The 17970-nt window shown below is 71.5% G+C and carries 16 protein-coding genes; 8 read left to right on the plus strand and 8 right to left on the minus strand.

Annotated elements, in window-relative coordinates:
- Positions 1-45 precede the first annotated feature (45 nt).
- From ilvC to H4F90_RS06805, 3 genes are all read right to left on the minus strand, one after another.
- Positions 46-1062 carry a ketol-acid reductoisomerase gene (gene ilvC / locus H4F90_RS06795; protein WP_182662649.1) on the minus strand — a complete coding sequence of 339 codons (1017 nt, stop codon included), beginning with the start codon at positions 1060-1062 and terminating at the stop codon, positions 46-48.
- Positions 1063-1189: 127 nt separating this feature from the next.
- Complete coding sequence (ilvN, locus tag H4F90_RS06800; protein ID WP_182662651.1) at positions 1190-1684, minus strand: acetolactate synthase small subunit; 495 nt, start codon at positions 1682-1684, stop codon at positions 1190-1192.
- Between the two features lie 181 nt (positions 1685-1865).
- Positions 1866-3641 carry an acetolactate synthase 3 catalytic subunit gene (locus H4F90_RS06805; protein ID WP_182662653.1) on the minus strand — a complete coding sequence of 592 codons (1776 nt, stop codon included), beginning with the start codon at positions 3639-3641 and terminating at the stop codon, positions 1866-1868.
- 226 nt (positions 3642-3867) lie between these two features.
- Here H4F90_RS06805 and H4F90_RS06810 point away from each other — a divergent pair, with 226 nt between their 5' ends.
- From H4F90_RS06810 to H4F90_RS06835, 6 genes are all read left to right on the plus strand, one after another.
- On the plus strand, positions 3868-4443 hold the full coding sequence (locus tag H4F90_RS06810; protein ID WP_235971977.1) for an RNA polymerase sigma factor: 576 nt from the start codon (positions 3868-3870) through the stop codon (positions 4441-4443).
- A gap of 26 nt (positions 4444-4469) precedes the next feature.
- Positions 4470-4925, plus strand: coding sequence for a DUF3619 family protein (locus tag H4F90_RS06815; RefSeq protein WP_182662657.1), 456 nt, complete (start codon positions 4470-4472; stop codon positions 4923-4925).
- A gap of 10 nt (positions 4926-4935) precedes the next feature.
- On the plus strand, positions 4936-5631 hold the full coding sequence (locus H4F90_RS06820) for a DUF3106 domain-containing protein (protein WP_182662659.1): 696 nt from the start codon (positions 4936-4938) through the stop codon (positions 5629-5631).
- 79 nt (positions 5632-5710) lie between these two features.
- On the plus strand, positions 5711-6244 hold the full coding sequence (locus H4F90_RS06825) for an RDD family protein (protein ID WP_182662661.1): 534 nt from the start codon (positions 5711-5713) through the stop codon (positions 6242-6244).
- A 37-nt stretch (positions 6245-6281) separates the two neighbouring features.
- Positions 6282-6662, plus strand: a complete 381-nt coding sequence (locus H4F90_RS06830; RefSeq protein ID WP_182662663.1) for a diacylglycerol kinase — start codon at positions 6282-6284, stop codon at positions 6660-6662.
- 4 nt (positions 6663-6666) lie between these two features.
- Positions 6667-7284 carry an LOG family protein gene (locus tag H4F90_RS06835; protein ID WP_235971979.1) on the plus strand — a complete coding sequence of 206 codons (618 nt, stop codon included), beginning with the start codon at positions 6667-6669 and terminating at the stop codon, positions 7282-7284.
- Positions 7285-7332: 48 nt separating this feature from the next.
- Here H4F90_RS06835 and H4F90_RS06840 read toward each other — a convergent pair whose 3' ends face one another.
- Together H4F90_RS06840 and H4F90_RS06845 are read right to left on the minus strand one after the other, a co-directional pair.
- Positions 7333-7671 carry a P-II family nitrogen regulator gene (locus tag H4F90_RS06840; protein WP_182662665.1) on the minus strand — a complete coding sequence of 113 codons (339 nt, stop codon included), beginning with the start codon at positions 7669-7671 and terminating at the stop codon, positions 7333-7335.
- Positions 7672-7759: 88 nt separating this feature from the next.
- Positions 7760-9511 (minus strand): NAD+ synthase, encoded by a 1752-nt coding sequence (locus H4F90_RS06845; RefSeq protein ID WP_182662667.1) that lies wholly within the window; start codon positions 9509-9511, stop codon positions 7760-7762.
- A gap of 151 nt (positions 9512-9662) precedes the next feature.
- Between H4F90_RS06845 and H4F90_RS06850 the strand changes: the two genes are divergently transcribed.
- Positions 9663-10877, plus strand: coding sequence for a GNAT family N-acetyltransferase (locus H4F90_RS06850; protein ID WP_182662669.1), 1215 nt, complete (start codon positions 9663-9665; stop codon positions 10875-10877).
- Between the two features lie 19 nt (positions 10878-10896).
- Here H4F90_RS06850 and H4F90_RS15520 read toward each other — a convergent pair whose 3' ends face one another.
- The 3 genes from H4F90_RS15520 to ppa all read right to left on the minus strand — a co-directional run bounded on the left by H4F90_RS15520 (position 10897) and on the right by ppa (position 15552).
- Entirely contained in the window at positions 10897-12045 is a 1149-nt protein-coding gene (locus H4F90_RS15520; protein WP_328700837.1) for a ProQ/FINO family protein, read from the minus strand.
- Positions 12046-12125: 80 nt separating this feature from the next.
- Entirely contained in the window at positions 12126-14897 is a 2772-nt protein-coding gene (locus tag H4F90_RS06860) for a M16 family metallopeptidase (protein WP_182662671.1), read from the minus strand.
- Positions 14898-15012: 115 nt separating this feature from the next.
- Positions 15013-15552 carry an inorganic diphosphatase gene (ppa, locus tag H4F90_RS06865; protein ID WP_182662673.1) on the minus strand — a complete coding sequence of 180 codons (540 nt, stop codon included), beginning with the start codon at positions 15550-15552 and terminating at the stop codon, positions 15013-15015.
- A 205-nt stretch (positions 15553-15757) separates the two neighbouring features.
- Here ppa and H4F90_RS06870 point away from each other — a divergent pair, with 205 nt between their 5' ends.
- Positions 15758-17944 carry a sodium-translocating pyrophosphatase gene (locus tag H4F90_RS06870; RefSeq protein WP_182662676.1) on the plus strand — a complete coding sequence of 729 codons (2187 nt, stop codon included), beginning with the start codon at positions 15758-15760 and terminating at the stop codon, positions 17942-17944.
- The last annotated feature ends 26 nt before the right edge of the window (positions 17945-17970 follow it).

Genomic DNA, 17970 nt, shown 5'->3' on the forward strand with positions numbered 1-17970 from the left:
GGACGGCGGCCGGCCGGGCTGCAGCGCCCCGAGGGGCGCGCGGGCTCAGTTCTTCGACTGGTCGACCAGCTTGTTCTTCGCGATCCACGGCATCATGCCGCGCAGCTGGGCACCGACCGTCTCGATCGGATGCTCGGCGTTCAGGCGGCGACGCGCGGTCATGCTCGGGTAGTTGGTGCGGCCTTCCAGGATGAACATCTTGGCGTATTCGCCGGTCTGGATGCGCTTGAGGGCCGCGCGCATGGCTTCGCGCGACTTCTCGTTGATGACTTCGCTGCCGGTCACGTACTCGCCGTATTCGGCGTTGTTCGAGATCGAGTAGTTCATGTTGGCGATGCCGCCTTCATACATGAGGTCCACGATCAGCTTGAGTTCGTGCAGGCACTCGAAGTAGGCCATTTCGGGCGCGTAGCCGGCTTCGGTCAGGGTCTCGAAGCCCATCTTGACCAGCTCGACGGCACCGCCGCACAGCACGGCCTGTTCGCCGAAGAGGTCGGTCTCGGTCTCCTCCTTGAAGTTGGTCTCGATCACGCCACCCTTGGTGCCACCATTGGCCGCCGCGTAGGACAGGGCGATGTCACGGGCCTTGCCGGACTTGTCCTGGTAGACCGCGATCAGCGAAGGCACGCCGCCGCCCTTGAGGTACTCGGAGCGCACGGTGTGGCCCGGGCCCTTGGGGGCGACCATGATCACGTCCAGGTCGGCGCGCGGCACGACCTGGTTGTAGTGCACGTTGAAGCCGTGGGCGAAGGCCAGCGTGGCGCCTTGCTTGATGTTCGGCGCGACGTTGTTGTTGTAGACCTCGGGGATGTTCTCGTCGGGCAGGAGGATCATCACGAGGTCGGCGCTCTTCACGGCCTCGTTGACTTCCGCGACCTTGATGCCGGCGGCCTCGACCTTGGACCAGGACGCACCGCCCTTGCGCAGGCCGACCGTCACGTTGACGCCGGAATCGCGCAGGTTCTGCGCATGGGCATGGCCTTGCGAGCCGTAACCGATGATGGCGACGTTCTTGCCCTTGATGAGGGAGAGGTCGGCGTCCTTGTCGTAATAGACCTTCATGAGGTGCTCCAGGTGAATCAGAGAGGGGAAGGAACCCTTCCAGCAGCCGCCGCGGATCCGGCTCCGCCGGTCCGCCAGCGGCGCCCCCTCGAGGGGGAGCGCCGCAGGCGCTTCGGGGGTGGGCGGATCAAACCCTGAGGATGCGCTCGCCGCGGCCGATGCCGCTGGTGCCGGTGCGCACGGTTTCGAGGATGGCGGTGCGATCCACCGCCTCGATGAAGGCGTCGAGCTTGGCGGCGTCGCCGGTCAGCTCGATGGTGTAGGTCTTCTCGGTCACATCGACGATGCGGCCACGGAAGATGTCGGCCATGCGCTTCATCTCGTCACGTTCCTTGCCGACGGCACGCACCTTGATGAGCATCAGCTCGCGCTCGGTGTAGCTGCCTTCGGTCAGGTCGACGACCTTGACCACCTCGATCAGGCGGTTCAGGTGCTTGGTGATCTGTTCGATCACGTCGTCGCTGCCGCGGGTGGTGATGGTCATGCGCGAGAGCGAGGGGTCCTCGGTCGTCGCGACGGTCAGGCTCTCGATGTTGTAGCCGCGGGCCGAGAACAGGGCCACGACACGCGAGAGGGCGCCGGGCTCGTTCTCGAGCAGCAGGGCGATGATGTGCTTTTGCATGGGGCGTCGTCCTGGGCGGGCTCTTGGGGACGGCGGCGGTGACCGCCGGCCTGTGGCCGCGCCGGAAGCGTGAAAGGGGAGGAACAGGGTCCGCGGACCGGGCGGCGCGACAAGCACGGGGGCCGGCAAGCCCCCTGCCCTCGCGTCGCGGGCGGGCCGCGGTGCTGGGTTCAGGCGAGGTTCAGAGGTCTTCCGAGCCGAGCAGCATCTCGCTGATGCCCTTGCCCGCCTTGACCATGGGCCAGACGTTCTCGGTCGGGTCGGTGCGCACGTCGAGGAAGACGGTGCGGTCCTTCAGGCGGATCAGCTCCTTCAGGGCCGGCTCGACCTCGGAGGGCTTCTCGATCTTCAGGCCGACGTGGCCGTAGGCCTCGGCGATCTTCACGAAGTCCGGCAGCGCATCCATGTAGCTGTGCGAGTAGCGGCCCTCGTAGTCCAGCTCCTGCCACTGCCGCACCATGCCGAGGTAGCGGTTGTTCAGGCTGATGACCTTGACCGGCGTCTTGTACTGCTGACAGGTCGAGAGCTCCTGGATGTTCATCTGGATCGAGCCCTCGCCGGTGATGCAGAACACGTCCGCCTCCGGTTTGGCGAGCTTGATGCCCATCGCATAGGGCAGGCCCACGCCCATGGTGCCCAGGCCGCCGGAGTTGATCCAGCGGCGCGGCTCGTCGAAGCGGTAGTACTGCGCGGCCCACATCTGGTGCTGGCCGACGTCGGAGGTGATGTAGGTGTCGGTGCCGCGGGTCAGCTCCCAGAGCTTGTCGACCACGGCCTGCGGCTTGATGACCTCGTCCGAGAGCTTGAAGCCCAGGCAGTCCTTCTTGCGCCACTCGTTGATCTGCGCCCACCAGGCCGAAAGCACCGAGGACTCGATGCGGGTCGGCGTCTCCTTGATCTGGGCGATCAGCTCCTGAAGCACGTCCTTCACGTCGCCGACGATGGGGATGTCGACCTTCACGCGCTTGGAGATGCTCGAGGGGTCGATGTCGATGTGGATGATCTTGCGCTCGACCGAGGCGAAGTGCTTCGGGTTGCCGATCACGCGGTCGTCAAAGCGTGCGCCAATGGCGATCAGCACGTCGGAGTGCTGCATCGTCATGTTCGCTTCGTAGGTGCCGTGCATGCCGAGCATGCCGAGGAAGCGCGGGTCGGTCGACGGGAAGGCACCCAGGCCCATCAGCGTGTTGGTGACCGGGTAGCCCAGCAGGTCCGCGAGCTCGCGCAGTTCCTTGTGGGCCTCGCCCAGGATCACGCCGCCGCCGGTGTAGATGTAGGGCCGCTTGGCGCTCAGCAGCAGCTGCACGGCCTTGCGGATCTGGCCGCTGTGGCCCTTCTTCACCGGGTTGTAGGAGCGCATCTCCACCTTGTCCGGGTAGACGAAGGGGGTGCGGGCCAGCGAGACATCCTTGGGGATGTCGACGACCACCGGGCCGGGCCGGCCGGTGCGGGCGATGTGGAAGGCCTTCTTCAGGGTCGCCGCCAGGTCGCGGACGTCCTTGACCAGGAAGTTGTGCTTGACGATCGGGCGGGTGATGCCGATGGTGTCGCACTCCTGGAAGGCGTCCAGGCCGATCGCGGCGGTGGGCACCTGGCCGGTGATGATCACCATCGGGATCGAGTCCATGTAGGCGGTGGCGATGCCGGTGATGGCATTCGTCACGCCGGGCCCCGAGGTCACCAGGGCCACGCCGACTTCGCCGGTCGCACGGGCATAGCCGTCGGCCGCATGCACGGCAGCCTGCTCATGGCGCACGAGCACGTGTTCGATCGTGTCCTGCTTGTACAGCGCGTCGTAGATGTACAGGACGGCGCCGCCCGGGTAGCCCCAGAGGAACTTGACGCCTTCGGCCTGCAGGCTCTTGACGAGGATTTCCGAACCGTTGGGGTCGGTGGCGGGGGAAGAAGCGGCTTGGGCGCTGGCGGCCCGTTTGACTTCCGCGGCAGACATGTCCATTTGAGAACCTCTGAGAATTTCTCTGACGAAAACCCTTCGGTGCCCCTCTCCGCGCCCTCTTGAGGCGGGTGCGGGGCCTGCGCGGCCACCATCGGCGCCCGGGTCGGGGGCTGAAAGAGACCTGTGAAGCTTGGTGCGACCTGGGATTATGGCATCGCCACCGGGCACGCCGCCGCCGGCCGGGGATGGCGATAATCCGGCCCCCCGCCGCCGCACCCTGCCGACCTTGCCCGCCACCGACGCCCTCAGCGACTTCCTGCGCAGCGTCGAGAAACGGGCCTTCAAACGGACCGCCTACACGGTGCGTGACGACGATGCCGCGCTCGACATCGTGCAGGACGCGATGATCCGCCTCGCCGAGCACTATGCCGACCGCCCCGCCGCGGAGTGGCCTGCGCTGTTCCAGCGCATCCTGTCGAACGCCACGCTGGACTGGTTCCGCCGCCAAAAGGTGCGCAATGCAGTGGTGCAGAACTACAGCAGCCTGTCCAGCGGCGAGGACGAGGATGGGGACATGGGCTGGCTGGAGAGCCTGGGTGCCACCGAGGCCCAAGGCGATCCGCGTTTCGAGAGTGCCGCCGACCAGGTCGAGCGGGCGCGGATCCTGCAAGACATCGAGGACGAAGTCACCAAGCTGCCGGCCCGTCAACGCGAAGCCTTCCTGATGCGTTACTGGGAGGAACTCGACGTGGCCGAGACAGCCGCCGCCATGGGGTGTTCGGTCGGCAGCGTCAAAACCCATTGCTCCCGGGCGGTGCACACCCTGGCCCGGGTGCTCCGTGCCCGGGGAATCGTTCCATGAGCCCGTCGTCCCACTGCCCTGCCCCCATGACCACGACGCCCGACACCCCCGACCGCGAGGCCTTCGAGGCCCGTTACGCCCTGCGCGTGACGGCCCGGCTCTCGGCCGGCAGCGAGGACCTGCCGCAGGACATCCGCGAACGCCTGCGAGTCGCCCGCGAACAGGCCGTCAGCCGTGCCCGCCTGAAGGCGGCGGCACGCCGGGCGCCGGCAGCCCAGGCGGCCGGCGGCCTCTCGCTGCTGGGATTCGGCGGCGCTTCGCTGGGCTGGGGCCGTCAGGCCCGCGGCTGGATGGGCACGCTGGGTGTTGGCTGCGCGGTCGCGATGCTGCTGCTCGGCCTGAGCTTGGTCGAGCAACTGCAGGACGAGGACATGCTCCTGGCCGCCGCGGAGATCGACGCCGCCCTGCTGGCCGACGACCTGCCGCCGGCGGCCTACAGCGACCCGGGCTTCGCGGCCTTCCTGCGCGGCGTGCGCCCCTGAGCCGGCTTTGATGTTGAAGGCCCCGGTCCGCGCCCTCCTCGGCCTGCTGCTGAGCCTCGCCCTGCTGAGCCCGCTGACCGGGTCGGCTGCTGCGCCCAGCTGGGCCCAGCTGACCGTGGCCCAGCAAACCGCGCTGCGCCCGCTGGCCCGGGACTGGGCGCAGATCGACGATGTGCGGCGCCAGAAGTGGCTGGAGATCGCGGCCCGCTTCGACCGCATGAGTCCCGCCGAACAGGCCCGCGTGCAGGAACGCATGCGCGCCTGGGCCGAGCTGAGCCCGGGCGAGCGCGGCCAGGCCCGCTTCAATTTCCGCGAGGCCCAGCGCCTGCGGCCCGAGGCCCGGCAGTCCGACTGGGAAGCCTATCTGCAGCTGTCCGAGGAAGACCGTCGGCGGCTCGCCCGCAGCGCCCCACCGACCGTGGCCGAGCCGGCCTCCCCCGGCCAGCGCCGAATCCGCAAGGACGCGGACCCGGAGGCCGGCGGCCCGCGTGCCCGGGTGGTGGCGCCGACCCTGGTGCAGGCCCCGCAAGGAGTCAGCACCCGGCCGATCACCCAGGCGCCGAGCCCGCCGCTGCACCAGCAGCCCGGCCTGCCAAAAATCGCCACCTCGCCCGATTTCATCGATCCGGCCACCCTGCTCCCGCAACGCGGCCCTCAGGGAGCGGCCGGCACCCCGGAACGGGCGGCCCCGGCCCGGCGCCCCTGAACGTCCGGCCTCTCACCCGGCGCTCGCCGACTGTCCTGGTGCGGCCCTGCAGCGGCCGCGCGCGTTCCCGCTCCCGCCCATGGCCGCCCTGCCCCCCACCCCGCCGCTGCGCCGCCGCCTCGCGGCCCTGATCTACGAAGCCGTGCTGCTGTTCGCGGTGACCATGGTTTCGGGCTTCCTCTACGCCGTGATCACCGGCCAGCGCCACGCCCTGGAAGGCCGCAGCGGCCTGCAGGCCTGGGAGTTCCTCGTGCTCGCGGTCTATTTCGTCGGGTTCTGGCGCAAGGGCGGCCAGACCCTCGCCATGCAGACCTGGCGGATCCGTCTCGTGAGCCGCGATGGCAGCCGACCGCGCCTGGGCCAGGCCCTGCTGCGCTTCGTGCTGAGCTGGGTCTGGGTGCTGCCGCCGCTGGCCCTGGGCCGGATGATGGACTGGACCGCGGGCGGCAGTGCCAGCCTCAGCCTCGCCGCCTGGGTGCTGGTCTACGGCGGCCTCAGTCGCTGGCTGCCGGACCGTCAGTTCGCCCACGACCTGCTGAGCGGCACCCGTCTGGTCGACACCCGCGAGGAAGGCTCCCGCCGGGCCGCCGGGCCCCAGGTGAAGACCGGCTGAAGCGGCCGTCACCGACCGGCGACTACCATCCGCCGCCATGAGCAACCCCCACAAAGGCCGCACCGGCCTGGACCGGCTGCGCCACGCGCTCGGCTACTCGATCGACGGCCTGAAGCTGGCCTACCGCGGTGAAAGCGCCTTCCGGCAGGAGACCTGGAGCGCGGTCGTGCTGCTGCCCGCCGCCTTCTGGCTGGGGCGGAGCTGGGTCGAGGTCTCGCTGCTGGCGGGTTCGGTGCTGCTGGTGATGATCGTCGAGCTGCTGAATTCGGGCATCGAGGCGGCGATCGACCGCGTCAGCTACGAGCTGCACGACCTGTCCAAGCGGGCGAAGGACCTGGCCAGCGCCGCCGTGCTGATGAGCCTGCTGCTCTGCGGCGGCATCTGGGGCGCCGCGCTGTGGCACCGCTTCATCGCCTGAGCCCATGAACGCGACGATGCCCGGAGCCGCCGCCGCGCCCTTCAGCCTCTGCGTCTACTGCGGTTCGCGGGCCGGGCTGGACCCCCGCTTCCGCGCCGCCGCCCAGGCCCTGGGCACGGCCCTCGGGCGACGCGGATGGCGCCTGGTCTACGGCGGGGGGCGGGTCGGCCTGATGGGCGTGGTGGCCGATGCCGCGCTGGCCGCGGGCGGCACCGTCTTCGGCGTGATCCCGGTCTCGCTGCAGGAACGCGAGGTCGGCCACACCGGCCTGAGCGAGCTGCGCATCGTGTCGTCCATGCACCAGCGCAAGCAGACCATGGCCGAGGCGGCGGATGCCTTCCTGGCCCTGCCGGGGGGCATCGGGACGCTGGAGGAACTGTTCGAGGTCTGGACCTGGCGCCAGCTCGGCGACCACGACCGGCCGCTGGGCCTGCTCAACGTGGCCGGCTTCTACGACGGCCTGCTCGATTTCCTGGACCAGACCGTGGCCCAGGGCTTTGTCGGTCCGGCCACCCGGGCCCTGCTGACGGTGGATGCAGAGATCGAGCGCCTGCTCGACCGGCTGCACCAGCAGGCGGGCGACCGTCCCGGCCGGCCGCCGCTGGAGCTGGACCGGATCTGAGCGATCCGGCCCAGTCGCGGCGCCTCGCGCAGCCCGCCTGGGCCCGCCTCAGATCGCCGATTCGTCGACCTCGCCGGTGCGGATGCGCACCACGCGCTCGACCTCAGTCACGAAGATCTTGCCGTCGCCGATCTTGCCGGTGCGGGCGGCCTTGACGATGGACTCGATGCAGCGCTCAACGTCGTCGGCGCGCACGACCACCTCGACCTTCACCTTGGGCAGGAAGTCGACCACGTACTCCGCGCCGCGATACAGCTCGGTGTGGCCCTTCTGGCGGCCGAAGCCCTTGACCTCGGTCACCGTCAGGCCGGACACGCCGACCTCGGCCAGCGCCTCGCGCACCTCTTCGAGCTTGAAGGGCTTGATGACGGCGGTGATCTGTTTCATGGGGCGGGTCTCCAGGGTCCGAAAACGAATGGCGCCGAGTGTAGTCAGGCCGCCCGCGATGCACCGGTGCGGGGACCGGACGCCCCGATCAGGCCCGGAACTTCGAGGTGATCGGGTAGCGCCAGTCGCGGCCGAAGGCGCGGTGGGTGATGCGGATGCCGATCGGCGCCTGGCGGCGCTTGTACTCGTTGAGCTGGATCAGCCGCGTGACGCGCTCGACATCGGCCGGCGCATAGCCCTCGGCGAGGAGCTGCTCGATCGAGGCATCGTCCTCCATGTAGCGGGCCAGGATGGCGTCGAGCACCTCGTAGGGCGGCAGGCTGTCCTGGTCGCACTGGTCGGGGCGCAGCTCGGCCGAGGGCGGGCGGACGATGATGCGCTCGGGGATGGGTTCGATCTCGCCGCGCGCCGCGGCCTCGGCATTGCGCCAGCGCGCCAGGCGCCAGACCAGGGTCTTGGCCACGTCCTTGATCACGGCGAAGCCGCCCGCCATGTCGCCATACAGCGTGCAGTAGCCGGTGGCCATCTCGCTCTTGTTGCCGGTGGTCAGCACGATGCGGCCGCTCTTGTTCGACAGGGCCATCAGCAGGGTGCCGCGGATGCGGGCCTGCAGGTTCTCCTCGGTCGCGTCCTCGGGCTTGCCGGCGAAGTCGAAGGCCAGGGCCTCGCGGAAGCGCGCCATGGCCGGCGCAATCGCGATCTCGTCGTACTGCACCCCCAGGCGCTCGGCCATGTCGCGCGCATCCAGCCAGGAGATGTCGGCCGTGTAGGGCGAGGGCATCATCACCGCGCGCACCCGGTCGGCACCGAGGGCCTCGACGGCAATCGCCAGCACCAGGGCCGAATCGATGCCGCCCGACAGGCCCAGGATGGCGCCCGGGAAGCCGTTCTTGCCGACGTAGTCGCGCACGCCGGTGACGAGGGCGGCCCAGACCTCGGCCTCTTCGCCCGGCAGCGTGGCCCGGCCGGCGGCGGCCTCGGGGGGCAGCGTCGCACCGGCCTCGGCGGGCACGAAGGCCAGGGGGCGGGGCTGCGGCGCATCGGCCGGACCGTCGATGGCGGCATGCAGCGTGCCCTCCACGAAGGCCGGTGCGCGGGCCTGCACCGTGCCGGCCGCGTCGAGCACGAAGGAGGCGCCGTCGAAGACCATCTCGTCCTGCCCGCCCACGCCGTGGGCATAGGCCAGCGGCAGGCCCACGGCCCGGGCACGCTCGGCCATCCGGGCCTCGCGCTCGGCGGACTTGCCACGGTGGTAGGGGGAAGCGTTCAGCACCAGCAGGGCCTGGGCGCCGGCCGCCTTCGCGGCCTCGGCCGGCTCGTCGAACCAGGCGTCTTCGCAGATCAGCAGGCCCAGGCGCCGGCCACCGGCCTCGACGAGCACCGGGCCCAGGCCCAGCTCGCGGCCGCCGACGAAGTAGCGCCGCTCGTCGAAGACCTGGTAGTTGGGCAGCTCGCGCTTGGCGTAGAGGGCCTGCACCCGGCCGCCGGCCAGCACCGCGGCGGCATTGATCGCCGGCTGGCGCTGCAGGGAACGGCCGCGAACAGCCCCAGCCCGGTCAAGCGGCTGCGGATGACCGAGGATCAGGCTCAGCCCGGGGCAATCGGCCAGGGCGGCGGCCAGGGCCTGCACCGTGCTTGCGCAGGCGGCGAGGAAGGCCGGCCGCAGCAGCAGGTCCTCGGGCGGGTAGCCGCACAGGGCCAGCTCGGGTGCCAGCACCACTGTCGCGCCGCGCGCATGCGCCGCCCGCGCGGCGGCTTCCAGGCGGCGGGCATTGCCGGCCAGATCCCCGAGCACCGGGTTGAATTGCAGCAGCGCGAAGGCAAGCGAAGGCAGGGACATGGACGAGAGCAAGACGCGCAAGGACGAAACACGGCGCCCGCCGACCGCGGCGGAGGCAGCCCGGCATGGTAGCCCCGCCCCCGAGGCCGGACCGATGGCGCGGCCGCAGGCTCCGGACCGGGACGAAGCCCCCCCGGACGATGCAGGCGCCATGCCCGGCCCGCTCACGCTGCGCGAGCACGACCGGCCCGACACCCTGCCCGCCGAGGCCTGGGACGCCTTGCTGGCCGCCAGCCCCACGCCCAGCCCCTTCCTGAAGCACGCCTACCTCGAGGCCTTGCATGCCAGCGGCAGCGCGGTTCCGGCGACCGGCTGGAGGCCCTGCTTCCTGACCCTGAGTCGCGCCGACGGCCGTCTAGAAGCCGGCTGCGTGCTCTACGAGAAGAGCCATAGCTACGGCGAATACGTCTTCGACTGGGCCTGGGCCGAGGCCTGGGAACGCGCCGGCCAGCGCTACTACCCCAAGCTGCTGAGCGCGCCGCCCTTCACGCCGGTGCCCGGCAGCCGCCTGCTCGCGCGCCACGCCGCGGCGCGCCGCGCCCTGCTGCAGGCCCTGGAGGACCGGGCACGCGAGGGCGGCCACTCCTCGGCCCACCTGCTCTTCATCGACCCGGCCGACCAGGCCACGGCCGAAGCCGCCGGCTGGCTGATCCGCCATGGCCTGCAGTTCCACTGGCACAACCGCGATGCCGCGCCCGACCGCGCGCCCGAAGCCCGGCCCTACGCCGACTTCGACGACTTCCTGGCCCACCTCAGCCGCGACCGGCGCCGCAAGATCGGCCAGGAGCGACGCTATGTGGCCGAGGCCGGCATCACGCTCGACCAGGTCGCCGGACCGGACATGGACACCGCCGACTGGGATTTCTTCTACCGCTGCTACAGCCAGACCTATGCCGAGCACCACAGCCGGCCCTACTTGACGCGCGACTTCTTCGCGCGCATGGCCGCCCACCTGCCCATGCACTGGCGCCTGGTGCGGGCCTGGCGCGGCCGCACGCGGGTGGCGAGCGCGCTGATCGCGCTCGACCCGGCACAGCGCGTGGCCTACGGCCGCTACTGGGGCGCGACCGAGGCGGTGCGCTGCCTGCACTTCGAGGCCTGCTACCACCAGCCGATCGCGTGGTGCATCGCCGAGGGCTGGCGCCGCTTCGAAGGCGGCGCCCAGGGCGAGCACAAGATGGCCCGCGGCCTGCTGCCGGTGCCCACGCGCAGCGCGCACTGGCTGGCGCATCCGGGCTTTGCGGATGCCGTCGCCCGCTTCCTCGAGCGCGAGGGCGCGGGCGTGAGCGCCTACCTCGACGAGCTGAGCGAGCGCCGGGTCTTCAAGGCCCTGGCCGAGGGCCGGCCGGCCTCCGCCCCCGACTGAAGGCGGCCCGGCGCCGATCTCAGCCGCGGCGCGGTGCGCGGGCCTCGCGCTCGCTGCGGGCCTGGGCGAGCTGGGCCTCCAGCGTGGCCTCGTCCAGGCGCTTGAGCGCACAGAAGTTCGCGCGCGTCAGGGTGCTCGTCTCGTAGGCGCGCAGCAGGTTCGCGCGTTCGAGCTGGGCCGGATCGCGCGGCAGGGCCTCGGCCCGGTCGGCCGGGGCACGGCGTTCACCGTCCGGGCGACGGGGGCCATCCGCACGCGGGCCGCGGGTCTCGCCCTGCGGACGGGGCGCGCCGGTCGCCGGGCGGCGGGCGCCTTCGGCGGCGGGCGCCCGGCGATCCCCCTCGGGCCGCGGACCGCGCGGCGCGGCCTCGCGGCCGGGACCCCGTCGCTCGCCCTCGGCCCGCGGCGGGCGGGGGCCGCCTTCGGCACGGGGCGCACGCGGCGGGCGCGGTCCGGCCTCGCCGGCCGGCGGACCGGCTCGGCGGGCGCCTTCGGGGCGCGGGCCGCGGGGCGGACGGGCGGGGCGCTCGCCGCCGCCCTCGGCGCCCGGCGCCGCGGTGGCCGCACCGGCCTCGGGGGCGCGGGGGGCGCGACCCGGCAGGGGCGGGCGCGACTCGGCCCGGCGGGCGCGGCGGCGCTGCACCTCGGCCGCGGCGGCGTCGCGGTGTTCGGCATCGACCGGGCTGGCCGGCTGGCCGTCGAGGTCGATGCGCTCGGGCTGGCTGGCCAGGGCCTTGAGGTAAGCCGTGGCCGTGGTGTGGCGGTGCAGGAAGGCCGAGAGGATCTTCTTGCCGAAGACGCCCGGCGCGCGGGCCTGGATGTCGGCCTGGATGCGCAGCTTCAGCGGCCGGGCCTGGCCGGGCGTGAAGACGGCCGGAAAGCGTGCCGCGAGCTCGGCCCCGCAGGCGGCCAGGCTCATGCCGGGGGCAGAAGCTGCCGCATCGGCGGCCGCGGCCTCGGGGGGCGCGTCCGGTGCCTCGCGGCCGCCCTCAGCGGCCAGGGCCTGCGGGGCGGGGGCAAGGACTGCGTCGGCCGGCTCGGTCGGCTGCGCCACCGCATCGGCCGGGGCCTCGGGCAGGGCCGTGCCCTGGGGCTCGGGGCGCGCAGCGTCGGCCTGCGACAGGCTCGGGGACGGGGTCGATTCAGCGGGGGACGAAGAAGGCAGCACGGCAAAGCCAGGTCGGGGAAAACCGGGCGATTGTCTCCGCCCGGCCCGGGGCCGCCCTTCAGGGGCGACGGCCGGGGGGCTCAGTCCTTGAAATCGCCGCCCACGGCGACCACGAAACGCTCGGGCTGCAGCCAGCGCCGCAGGGCGGCATTGACCTGCTCGACCGTGAGCCCGGCAATCGCCGCGTCCACCGCCGCCTCGGTGGCGAAGCTGCGTTCCAGCAGCAGCTGGCTCGACAGGCTGGCCGCCAGCTGGGCGTCCTGCGCGCGGCGCAGCGCCCGCGCGGCGAGCAGGCCCTTGCGGGTCTCCTCCAGCTCCGCCGGGGTGATGCCGTCCTTCAGCAGGCGGGCGACTTCTTCGCGGAAACCGGCCTCGACCTTGGCCAGGTTCTGCGGCGCGAAGATGGCCTCGGCCTTCCAGCTCGCATTGGCATCGACCGGATTCCACTGGAAGAAGCTGACCACGCTGTAGCTCAGGCCCTCTTTCTCGCGGATGCGCTTCCACAGCCGCGCACTGCCCCCCAGACCGAGGATCTGGTTGCCGACCAGCAGGGCCGGGTAGTCGGCATGCAGGTCGGTCAGGGCCAGGCCGGACAGGCGCACCGACAGCGTCGCGTTCTGCTTGTCGGGCGTGCGCTCGACCAGCCGGGCCGGCGCCACCGGCACGGCCGGCAGCGGGATGCGGGCCTGCGGCTCGGCGCTGGCCCAGCCGTCGAGCGCGCGGGCCAGGGCGCTGCGCACGGCCTCGGGATCGAAGTCGCCCACCGCGCTGAACTCGCCGTGGCTCGCACCGTAGAAGCGGCGATGGAAGGCGCGCAGGTCCTCGACCTTCAGGGCCTGCAGGTCGGCGACCGACTCGTCGAAGCTGGCCGCGTGGCGCGGGTCGTCGCGCGGATAGGGATTGCCGTGGCGGGCCAGGGCCTGCTCGACGCGGGCCTCCGGGTCCTGGCGCTGGCTCTCGATCTGCGCCAGGGCCTGGGCGCGCAGCTCCTCCAGCACGGTCGGCGGGAAGCTGGCCTCGCGCAGCAGCTGGCCGACCAGGGCCAGGGCCTCGGGCAGGGTGTCGCGCTTGGACTGCAGGGCCAGGGTGACGGCGCCGTCCTGGCCGCTGATCGCCAGCTCGGTCTTCAGGGCCAGCAGGCGGTCCTGGATCTGGGCGCGGCTGAGGGTGGGGGTGCCCTTGTCGAGCAGGGCCGCGACGAAGCCCGGCACCTCGCCCTGGCCCTTCAGGCTGTCGAGCGTGCCGTAGCGCAGGGTGAGCCTGGCCTGCACGGCCGCACCGCGGGTGGGCTTGGGCAGCAGCGCATAGCGCAGGCCGCCGGGCAGGCGACCCCGGGTGGTGGCGCGGTCCAGGGCCTCGGGGCGGGTGTCGAAGGCGGCGGCGGTGGCCTCGGCCGCACGCGGCTTGAAGCCCTGGAACTGCGCGGCCACGTCGACCGCCGCGGGCGCCGGCGCGCGCTTGGGCGCCTCGGTCGGCAGGTAGGTGGCCAGGGTGCGGTTGGCGGGCAGCAGGCGCTCGGTGGCCACGCGCTGCAGATCGGCCGCGCTCGCCTGCTCGACGCGGTCACGCAGCAGGAAGAAGAGCCGCCAGTCGCCCTGGGCGACCGAGTCCGACAGCGCGATGCCGACCTTCTCCGGATTGCTGAAGGTCTGGTCCCAGGCCTTGAGCCACTGGGCGCGGGCGCGGTTCAGCTCCTCCTCGCGCACCGGCTCGGCGGCAAAGCCTTCGACGGTGGCGATCAGGGCCTCGCGGGCGCGGGCCAGCTCGTGCTGGGGGCCGGGCTGGGCGACGAAGATGGCGACGCCTGGGTCGTGCAGGGCCAGGGTGTCGGCGCCGATGGCCGCGGCCAGGCCGGCCTCGACCAGCTGCTTCTGCAGCCGGCCCGAACTGCCGTCGCCCAGCACCAGGCTGAGCAGTTCGGCGGCGGCGAAGTCGGGGTGGGCAGCGGGCGGGAGGTGGTAGGCCGCATAGAGCAGCGGCGTGCCGCCGACGCGGCGCAGCGTGACGCTGCGCTCGCCGTCCTGCGCGGCGTCGAGGGTGTAGAGCCGCGGCAGCGCCCGCTGGGGCTTGGGGATGCGGCCGAACTCGCGCGCCACCACGGCCAGCACCTTGGCCGGATCGAACTGGCCGCTGACGATCAGCGTGGCGTTGTCCGGCTGGTAGTAGCGGCGGTAGAAGGCCTGCAGGCGGCCGATGTCGACGTTCTCCACATCGGCCCGCGCGCCGATCGTGTCCTTGCCGTAGGCGTGCCAGTCGTACATGGCCGACAGCGTCTTCTGGTACAGGATGCGGCCGGGGCTGTTCTCGCCCGACTCCATCTCGTTGCGGACCACCGTCATCTCGGTGTCGAGGTCCTTCTTCGCGATGAAGCTGTTGACCATGGCATCGGCATGCCAGGACAGGAACCACTGCAGATTCGCCTCGTTGGCCGCGAAGCTGGCGAAGTAGTTGGTGCGGTCGAACCAGGTGGTGCCGTTGGCGCGCAGGCCGCGCTGGCTGAACTCGGCCCAGACATTGGGGTTCTTCGGCGTGCCCTTGAAGATCAGGTGCTCCAGCAGGTGGGCCATGCCGGTCTCGCCGTAGTTCTCGTGCCGCGAGCCGACGCGGTAGGTCAGGTTGACCGTGGTCGTGGGCTTGGAGGCATCGGGCACCAGCAGCACCTGCAGTCCGTTGGCCAGGCGGTACTCGGTGATGCCCTCGACCGCGGCACCGAGGCTCAGCCCGCGCGGCAGCGGGAGCGGCGCCGGCGCGGTGGGGGCGGCCGAAGCGGCACCCGCCAGGGCGGCGCAGCAAAGCAAAGCGGCGCCCAGGAGGCGCCGCAGGGGGTCGATCCGGAACAGGCTCAGGCTCATGGGCAGAGGCTCGTCAGCGTCAGGGCGGGGCGCCCTGCGATCCGGCAGTCTAGCCAGCGGTTCCCTGCGCGCGGCGCGCGGGGCCTTGCGCCCCGGGCCGCAGCCTGTCCACGGATTACTTGTTCGAGGTTTCGGCGTAGCGCGCGATGCCCGAGACGATCTCGGCCTTGGCGGCCTCCGGGCCTTCCCAGCCCTTGACCTTGACCCACTTGCCGGCTTCCAGGTCCTTGTAGTGCTCGAAGAAATGCTGGATGGCCTTCAGGCGCATCTGGTTGATGTCTTCCGGCTTCTGCCAGTGGGTGTAGATCGGCAGGATCTTGTCGATGGGCACGGCCAGCAGCTTGGCGTCGCCGCCGGCTTCGTCGTCCATCTGCAGCACGCCGATCGGGCGGCAGGTCACGACCACGCCCGGGGTCAGCGGGTAGGGGGTGATCACCAGCACGTCGACCGGGTCGCCGTCGTCCGACAGGGTCTGCGGGATGTAGCCGTAGTTGCAGGGGTAGTGCATCGCGGTGGTCATGAACCGGTCGACGAAGATCGCGCCGGTTTCCTTGTCCACCTCGTACTTGATCGGGTCCGCGTTCATCGGGATCTCGATGACCACGTTGAATTGCTCGGGCGCCTTGGCGCCGGGGGTCACGTTGTTCAGGCTCATGCGGGCTCGCTGATGCGTGGGAGGGAAGGGACAACTACGGGTTGTTGCGGATTCTAGGGGCCGGGCTTGCGGTGGACTGACCCAGGGCGGACCCGCGTTGCCCCTCTCCGGTGCGTCCCCTACATTGCCCGCGACCCCTGCCCAGGCTTGCAGGTTGCCGCGCAGCGCGTCACACCACATCGATAACGAGGAAGGAGACACGTTCATGTCCAGTTCCGGTTCGCTTGGGTTCGTGATGGTCTGCGGGCTTGCCGCAGTGCTCTATGGCTTCATCCAGCGCAGTTGGATCCTGCGCCAGGACGCGGGCAACGCCCGCATGCAGGAGATCGCCGCGGCCATCCAGCAGGGGGCCGCGGCCTACCTGGGACGGCAGTACCGCACGATTGCCCTGGTGGGGCTCGTCCTCGCGGTGCTGATCGCCGTCTTCCTCGACACGATGAGCGCGGTGGGCTTCGTCGTGGGCGCGCTGCTCTCGGGCGCCTGCGGCTTCATCGGCATGAACATCTCGGTGCGGGCCAACGTCCGCACCGCGCAGGCCGCGGTCAAGGGCATCGGCCCGGCGCTGGACGTGGCCTTCAAGGGCGGCGCGATCACCGGCATGCTGGTCGTCGGCCTGGGCCTGCTGGGCGTGGGCGGTTTCTTCTGGCTGCTGACCGGCAATGGCGCGCTGACCCCGGACAAGAGCCTGTCGGCCGTGCTCAAGCCGTTGCTGGGCTTTGCCTTCGGCTCCTCCCTGATCTCGATCTTCGCGCGCCTGGGGGGCGGCATCTTCACCAAGGGCGCCGACGTCGGCGCGGACCTGGTGGGCAAGGTCGAGGCCGGCATCCCCGAGGACGACCCGCGCAACCCGGCGGTGATCGCCGACAACGTGGGCGACAACGTCGGCGACTGCGCCGGCATGGCGGCCGACCTGTTCGAGACCTATGCCGTCACCCTGATCGCCACCCTGGCGCTCGGTGCACTGCTGGTCACGGCCGCGCCGCTGCAGGCCGCGCTCTACCCGCTGCTGCTGGGCGGTGTGTCCATCCTGGCCTCGATCGCCGGCACCTACGCGGTCAAGGCCAGCCCGGGCATGAAGAATGTGATGCCGGCGCTCTACAAGGGCCTGGCGGTCGCCGGCCTGCTGTCGCTGCTGCTGTTCTACGGCGTGACCGTGATGGCCATGCCGGCCGATGCCCTCGGTGAGGGCACCCACCTGCGGCTCTGGGGCGCCTGCGCGGTCGGCCTGGTGCTGACGGCGGCGCTGGTCTGGATCACCGAGTACTACACCGGCACCCAGTACAAGCCGGTGCAGCATGTGGCCCAGGCCTCGACCACCGGCCATGCCACCAACATCATCGCCGGCATCGGCATCAGCATGAAGAGCACGGCCTGGCCGGTGCTCTTCGTATGCGTCGCCATCCTGGCGGCCTACGGCTTGGCGGGGCTCTACGGCATCGCGATCGCCGCCACCTCGATGCTGTCGATGGCCGGCATCGTCGTGGCGCTCGACGCCTACGGCCCGATCACCGACAACGCCGGCGGCATCGCCGAGATGGCCGAGCTGCCCGACAGCGTGCGCGACGTGACCGACCCGCTCGATGCCGTGGGCAACACCACCAAGGCGGTGACCAAGGGCTATGCGATCGGCTCGGCCGGCCTGGCCGCGCTGGTGCTGTTCGCCGACTACACGCACTCGCTGGAGGCGCGCGGCATCGCCGCGAGCTTCGACCTGAGCAACCCCAAGGTGATCGTCGGCCTCTTCATTGGCGGCCTGATTCCCTACCTCTTCGGCGCCATGGCGATGGAAGCGGTGGGCCGCGCGGCCGGTGCAGTGGTCGAGGAAGTGCGGCGCCAGTTCCGCGACATCAAGGGCATCATGGACGGCAGCGGCAAGCCCGAGTACGGCCGGGCCGTCGACATGCTCACCGGCGCGGCAATCAGGGAAATGATGATCCCCTCGCTGCTGCCGGTGGTCGTGCCCATCCTGGTCGGTCTGCTGCTCGGCGCCGAGGCGCTCGGCGGCCTGCTGATGGGCACCATCGTCACCGGCCTCTTCGTCGCGATCAGCATGTGCACCGGCGGCGGGGCCTGGGACAACGCGAAGAAGTACATCGAGGACGGCCACCACGGCGGCAAGGGCAGCGACGCGCACAAGGCCGCCGTGACCGGCGACACGGTCGGCGACCCCTACAAGGACACGGCCGGCCCGGCGGTGAACCCCCTGATCAAGATCATCAACATCGTCGCCCTGCTGATCGTGCCGTTGCTGCCGGCCGCCGGGGGCGGCCACGCCAGCCTGCCGACCGCGCAGCCGCCGGCCCTGCGCGCCCCGGCCGCGGCCCCGCAGGCGCCGGCGGCGCCGCAGGTCCTGGCCCTGCAGGCCCCGGGCCAGGCGCCCGGCCGGCACTGAGCCGTCGGCCGGCGGACGCAGCGTCC

The sequence above is a fragment of the Aquariibacter albus genome, from assembly GCF_014145335.1.
In the GTDB taxonomy this organism is placed as follows: domain Bacteria; phylum Pseudomonadota; class Gammaproteobacteria; order Burkholderiales; family Burkholderiaceae_C; genus Aquariibacter; species Aquariibacter albus.

Excerpts from the sequence above, each read along its gene's own strand:
- ilvC (WP_182662649.1), bottom strand. The coding sequence starts at position 1,062 with ATGAAGGTCTATTACGACAAGGACGCCGACCTCTCCCTCATCAAGGGC.
- ilvN (WP_182662651.1), bottom strand. The coding sequence starts at position 1,684 with ATGCAAAAGCACATCATCGCCCTGCTGCTCGAGAACGAGCCCGGCGCC.
- H4F90_RS06805 (WP_182662653.1), bottom strand. The coding sequence starts at position 3,641 with ATGGACATGTCTGCCGCGGAAGTCAAACGGGCCGCCAGCGCCCAAGCC.
- H4F90_RS06815 (WP_182662657.1), top strand. The coding sequence starts at position 4,470 with ATGACCACGACGCCCGACACCCCCGACCGCGAGGCCTTCGAGGCCCGT.
- H4F90_RS06820 (WP_182662659.1), top strand. The coding sequence starts at position 4,936 with ATGTTGAAGGCCCCGGTCCGCGCCCTCCTCGGCCTGCTGCTGAGCCTC.
- H4F90_RS06825 (WP_182662661.1), top strand. The coding sequence starts at position 5,711 with ATGGCCGCCCTGCCCCCCACCCCGCCGCTGCGCCGCCGCCTCGCGGCC.
- H4F90_RS06830 (WP_182662663.1), top strand. The coding sequence starts at position 6,282 with ATGAGCAACCCCCACAAAGGCCGCACCGGCCTGGACCGGCTGCGCCAC.
- H4F90_RS06835 (WP_235971979.1), top strand. The coding sequence starts at position 6,667 with ATGAACGCGACGATGCCCGGAGCCGCCGCCGCGCCCTTCAGCCTCTGC.
- H4F90_RS06840 (WP_182662665.1), bottom strand. The coding sequence starts at position 7,671 with ATGAAACAGATCACCGCCGTCATCAAGCCCTTCAAGCTCGAAGAGGTG.
- H4F90_RS06845 (WP_182662667.1), bottom strand. The coding sequence starts at position 9,511 with ATGTCCCTGCCTTCGCTTGCCTTCGCGCTGCTGCAATTCAACCCGGTG.
- H4F90_RS06850 (WP_182662669.1), top strand. The coding sequence starts at position 9,663 with ATGCCCGGCCCGCTCACGCTGCGCGAGCACGACCGGCCCGACACCCTG.
- H4F90_RS06860 (WP_182662671.1), bottom strand. The coding sequence starts at position 14,897 with ATGAGCCTGAGCCTGTTCCGGATCGACCCCCTGCGGCGCCTCCTGGGC.
- ppa (WP_182662673.1), bottom strand. The coding sequence starts at position 15,552 with ATGAGCCTGAACAACGTGACCCCCGGCGCCAAGGCGCCCGAGCAATTC.
- H4F90_RS06870 (WP_182662676.1), top strand. The coding sequence starts at position 15,758 with ATGTCCAGTTCCGGTTCGCTTGGGTTCGTGATGGTCTGCGGGCTTGCC.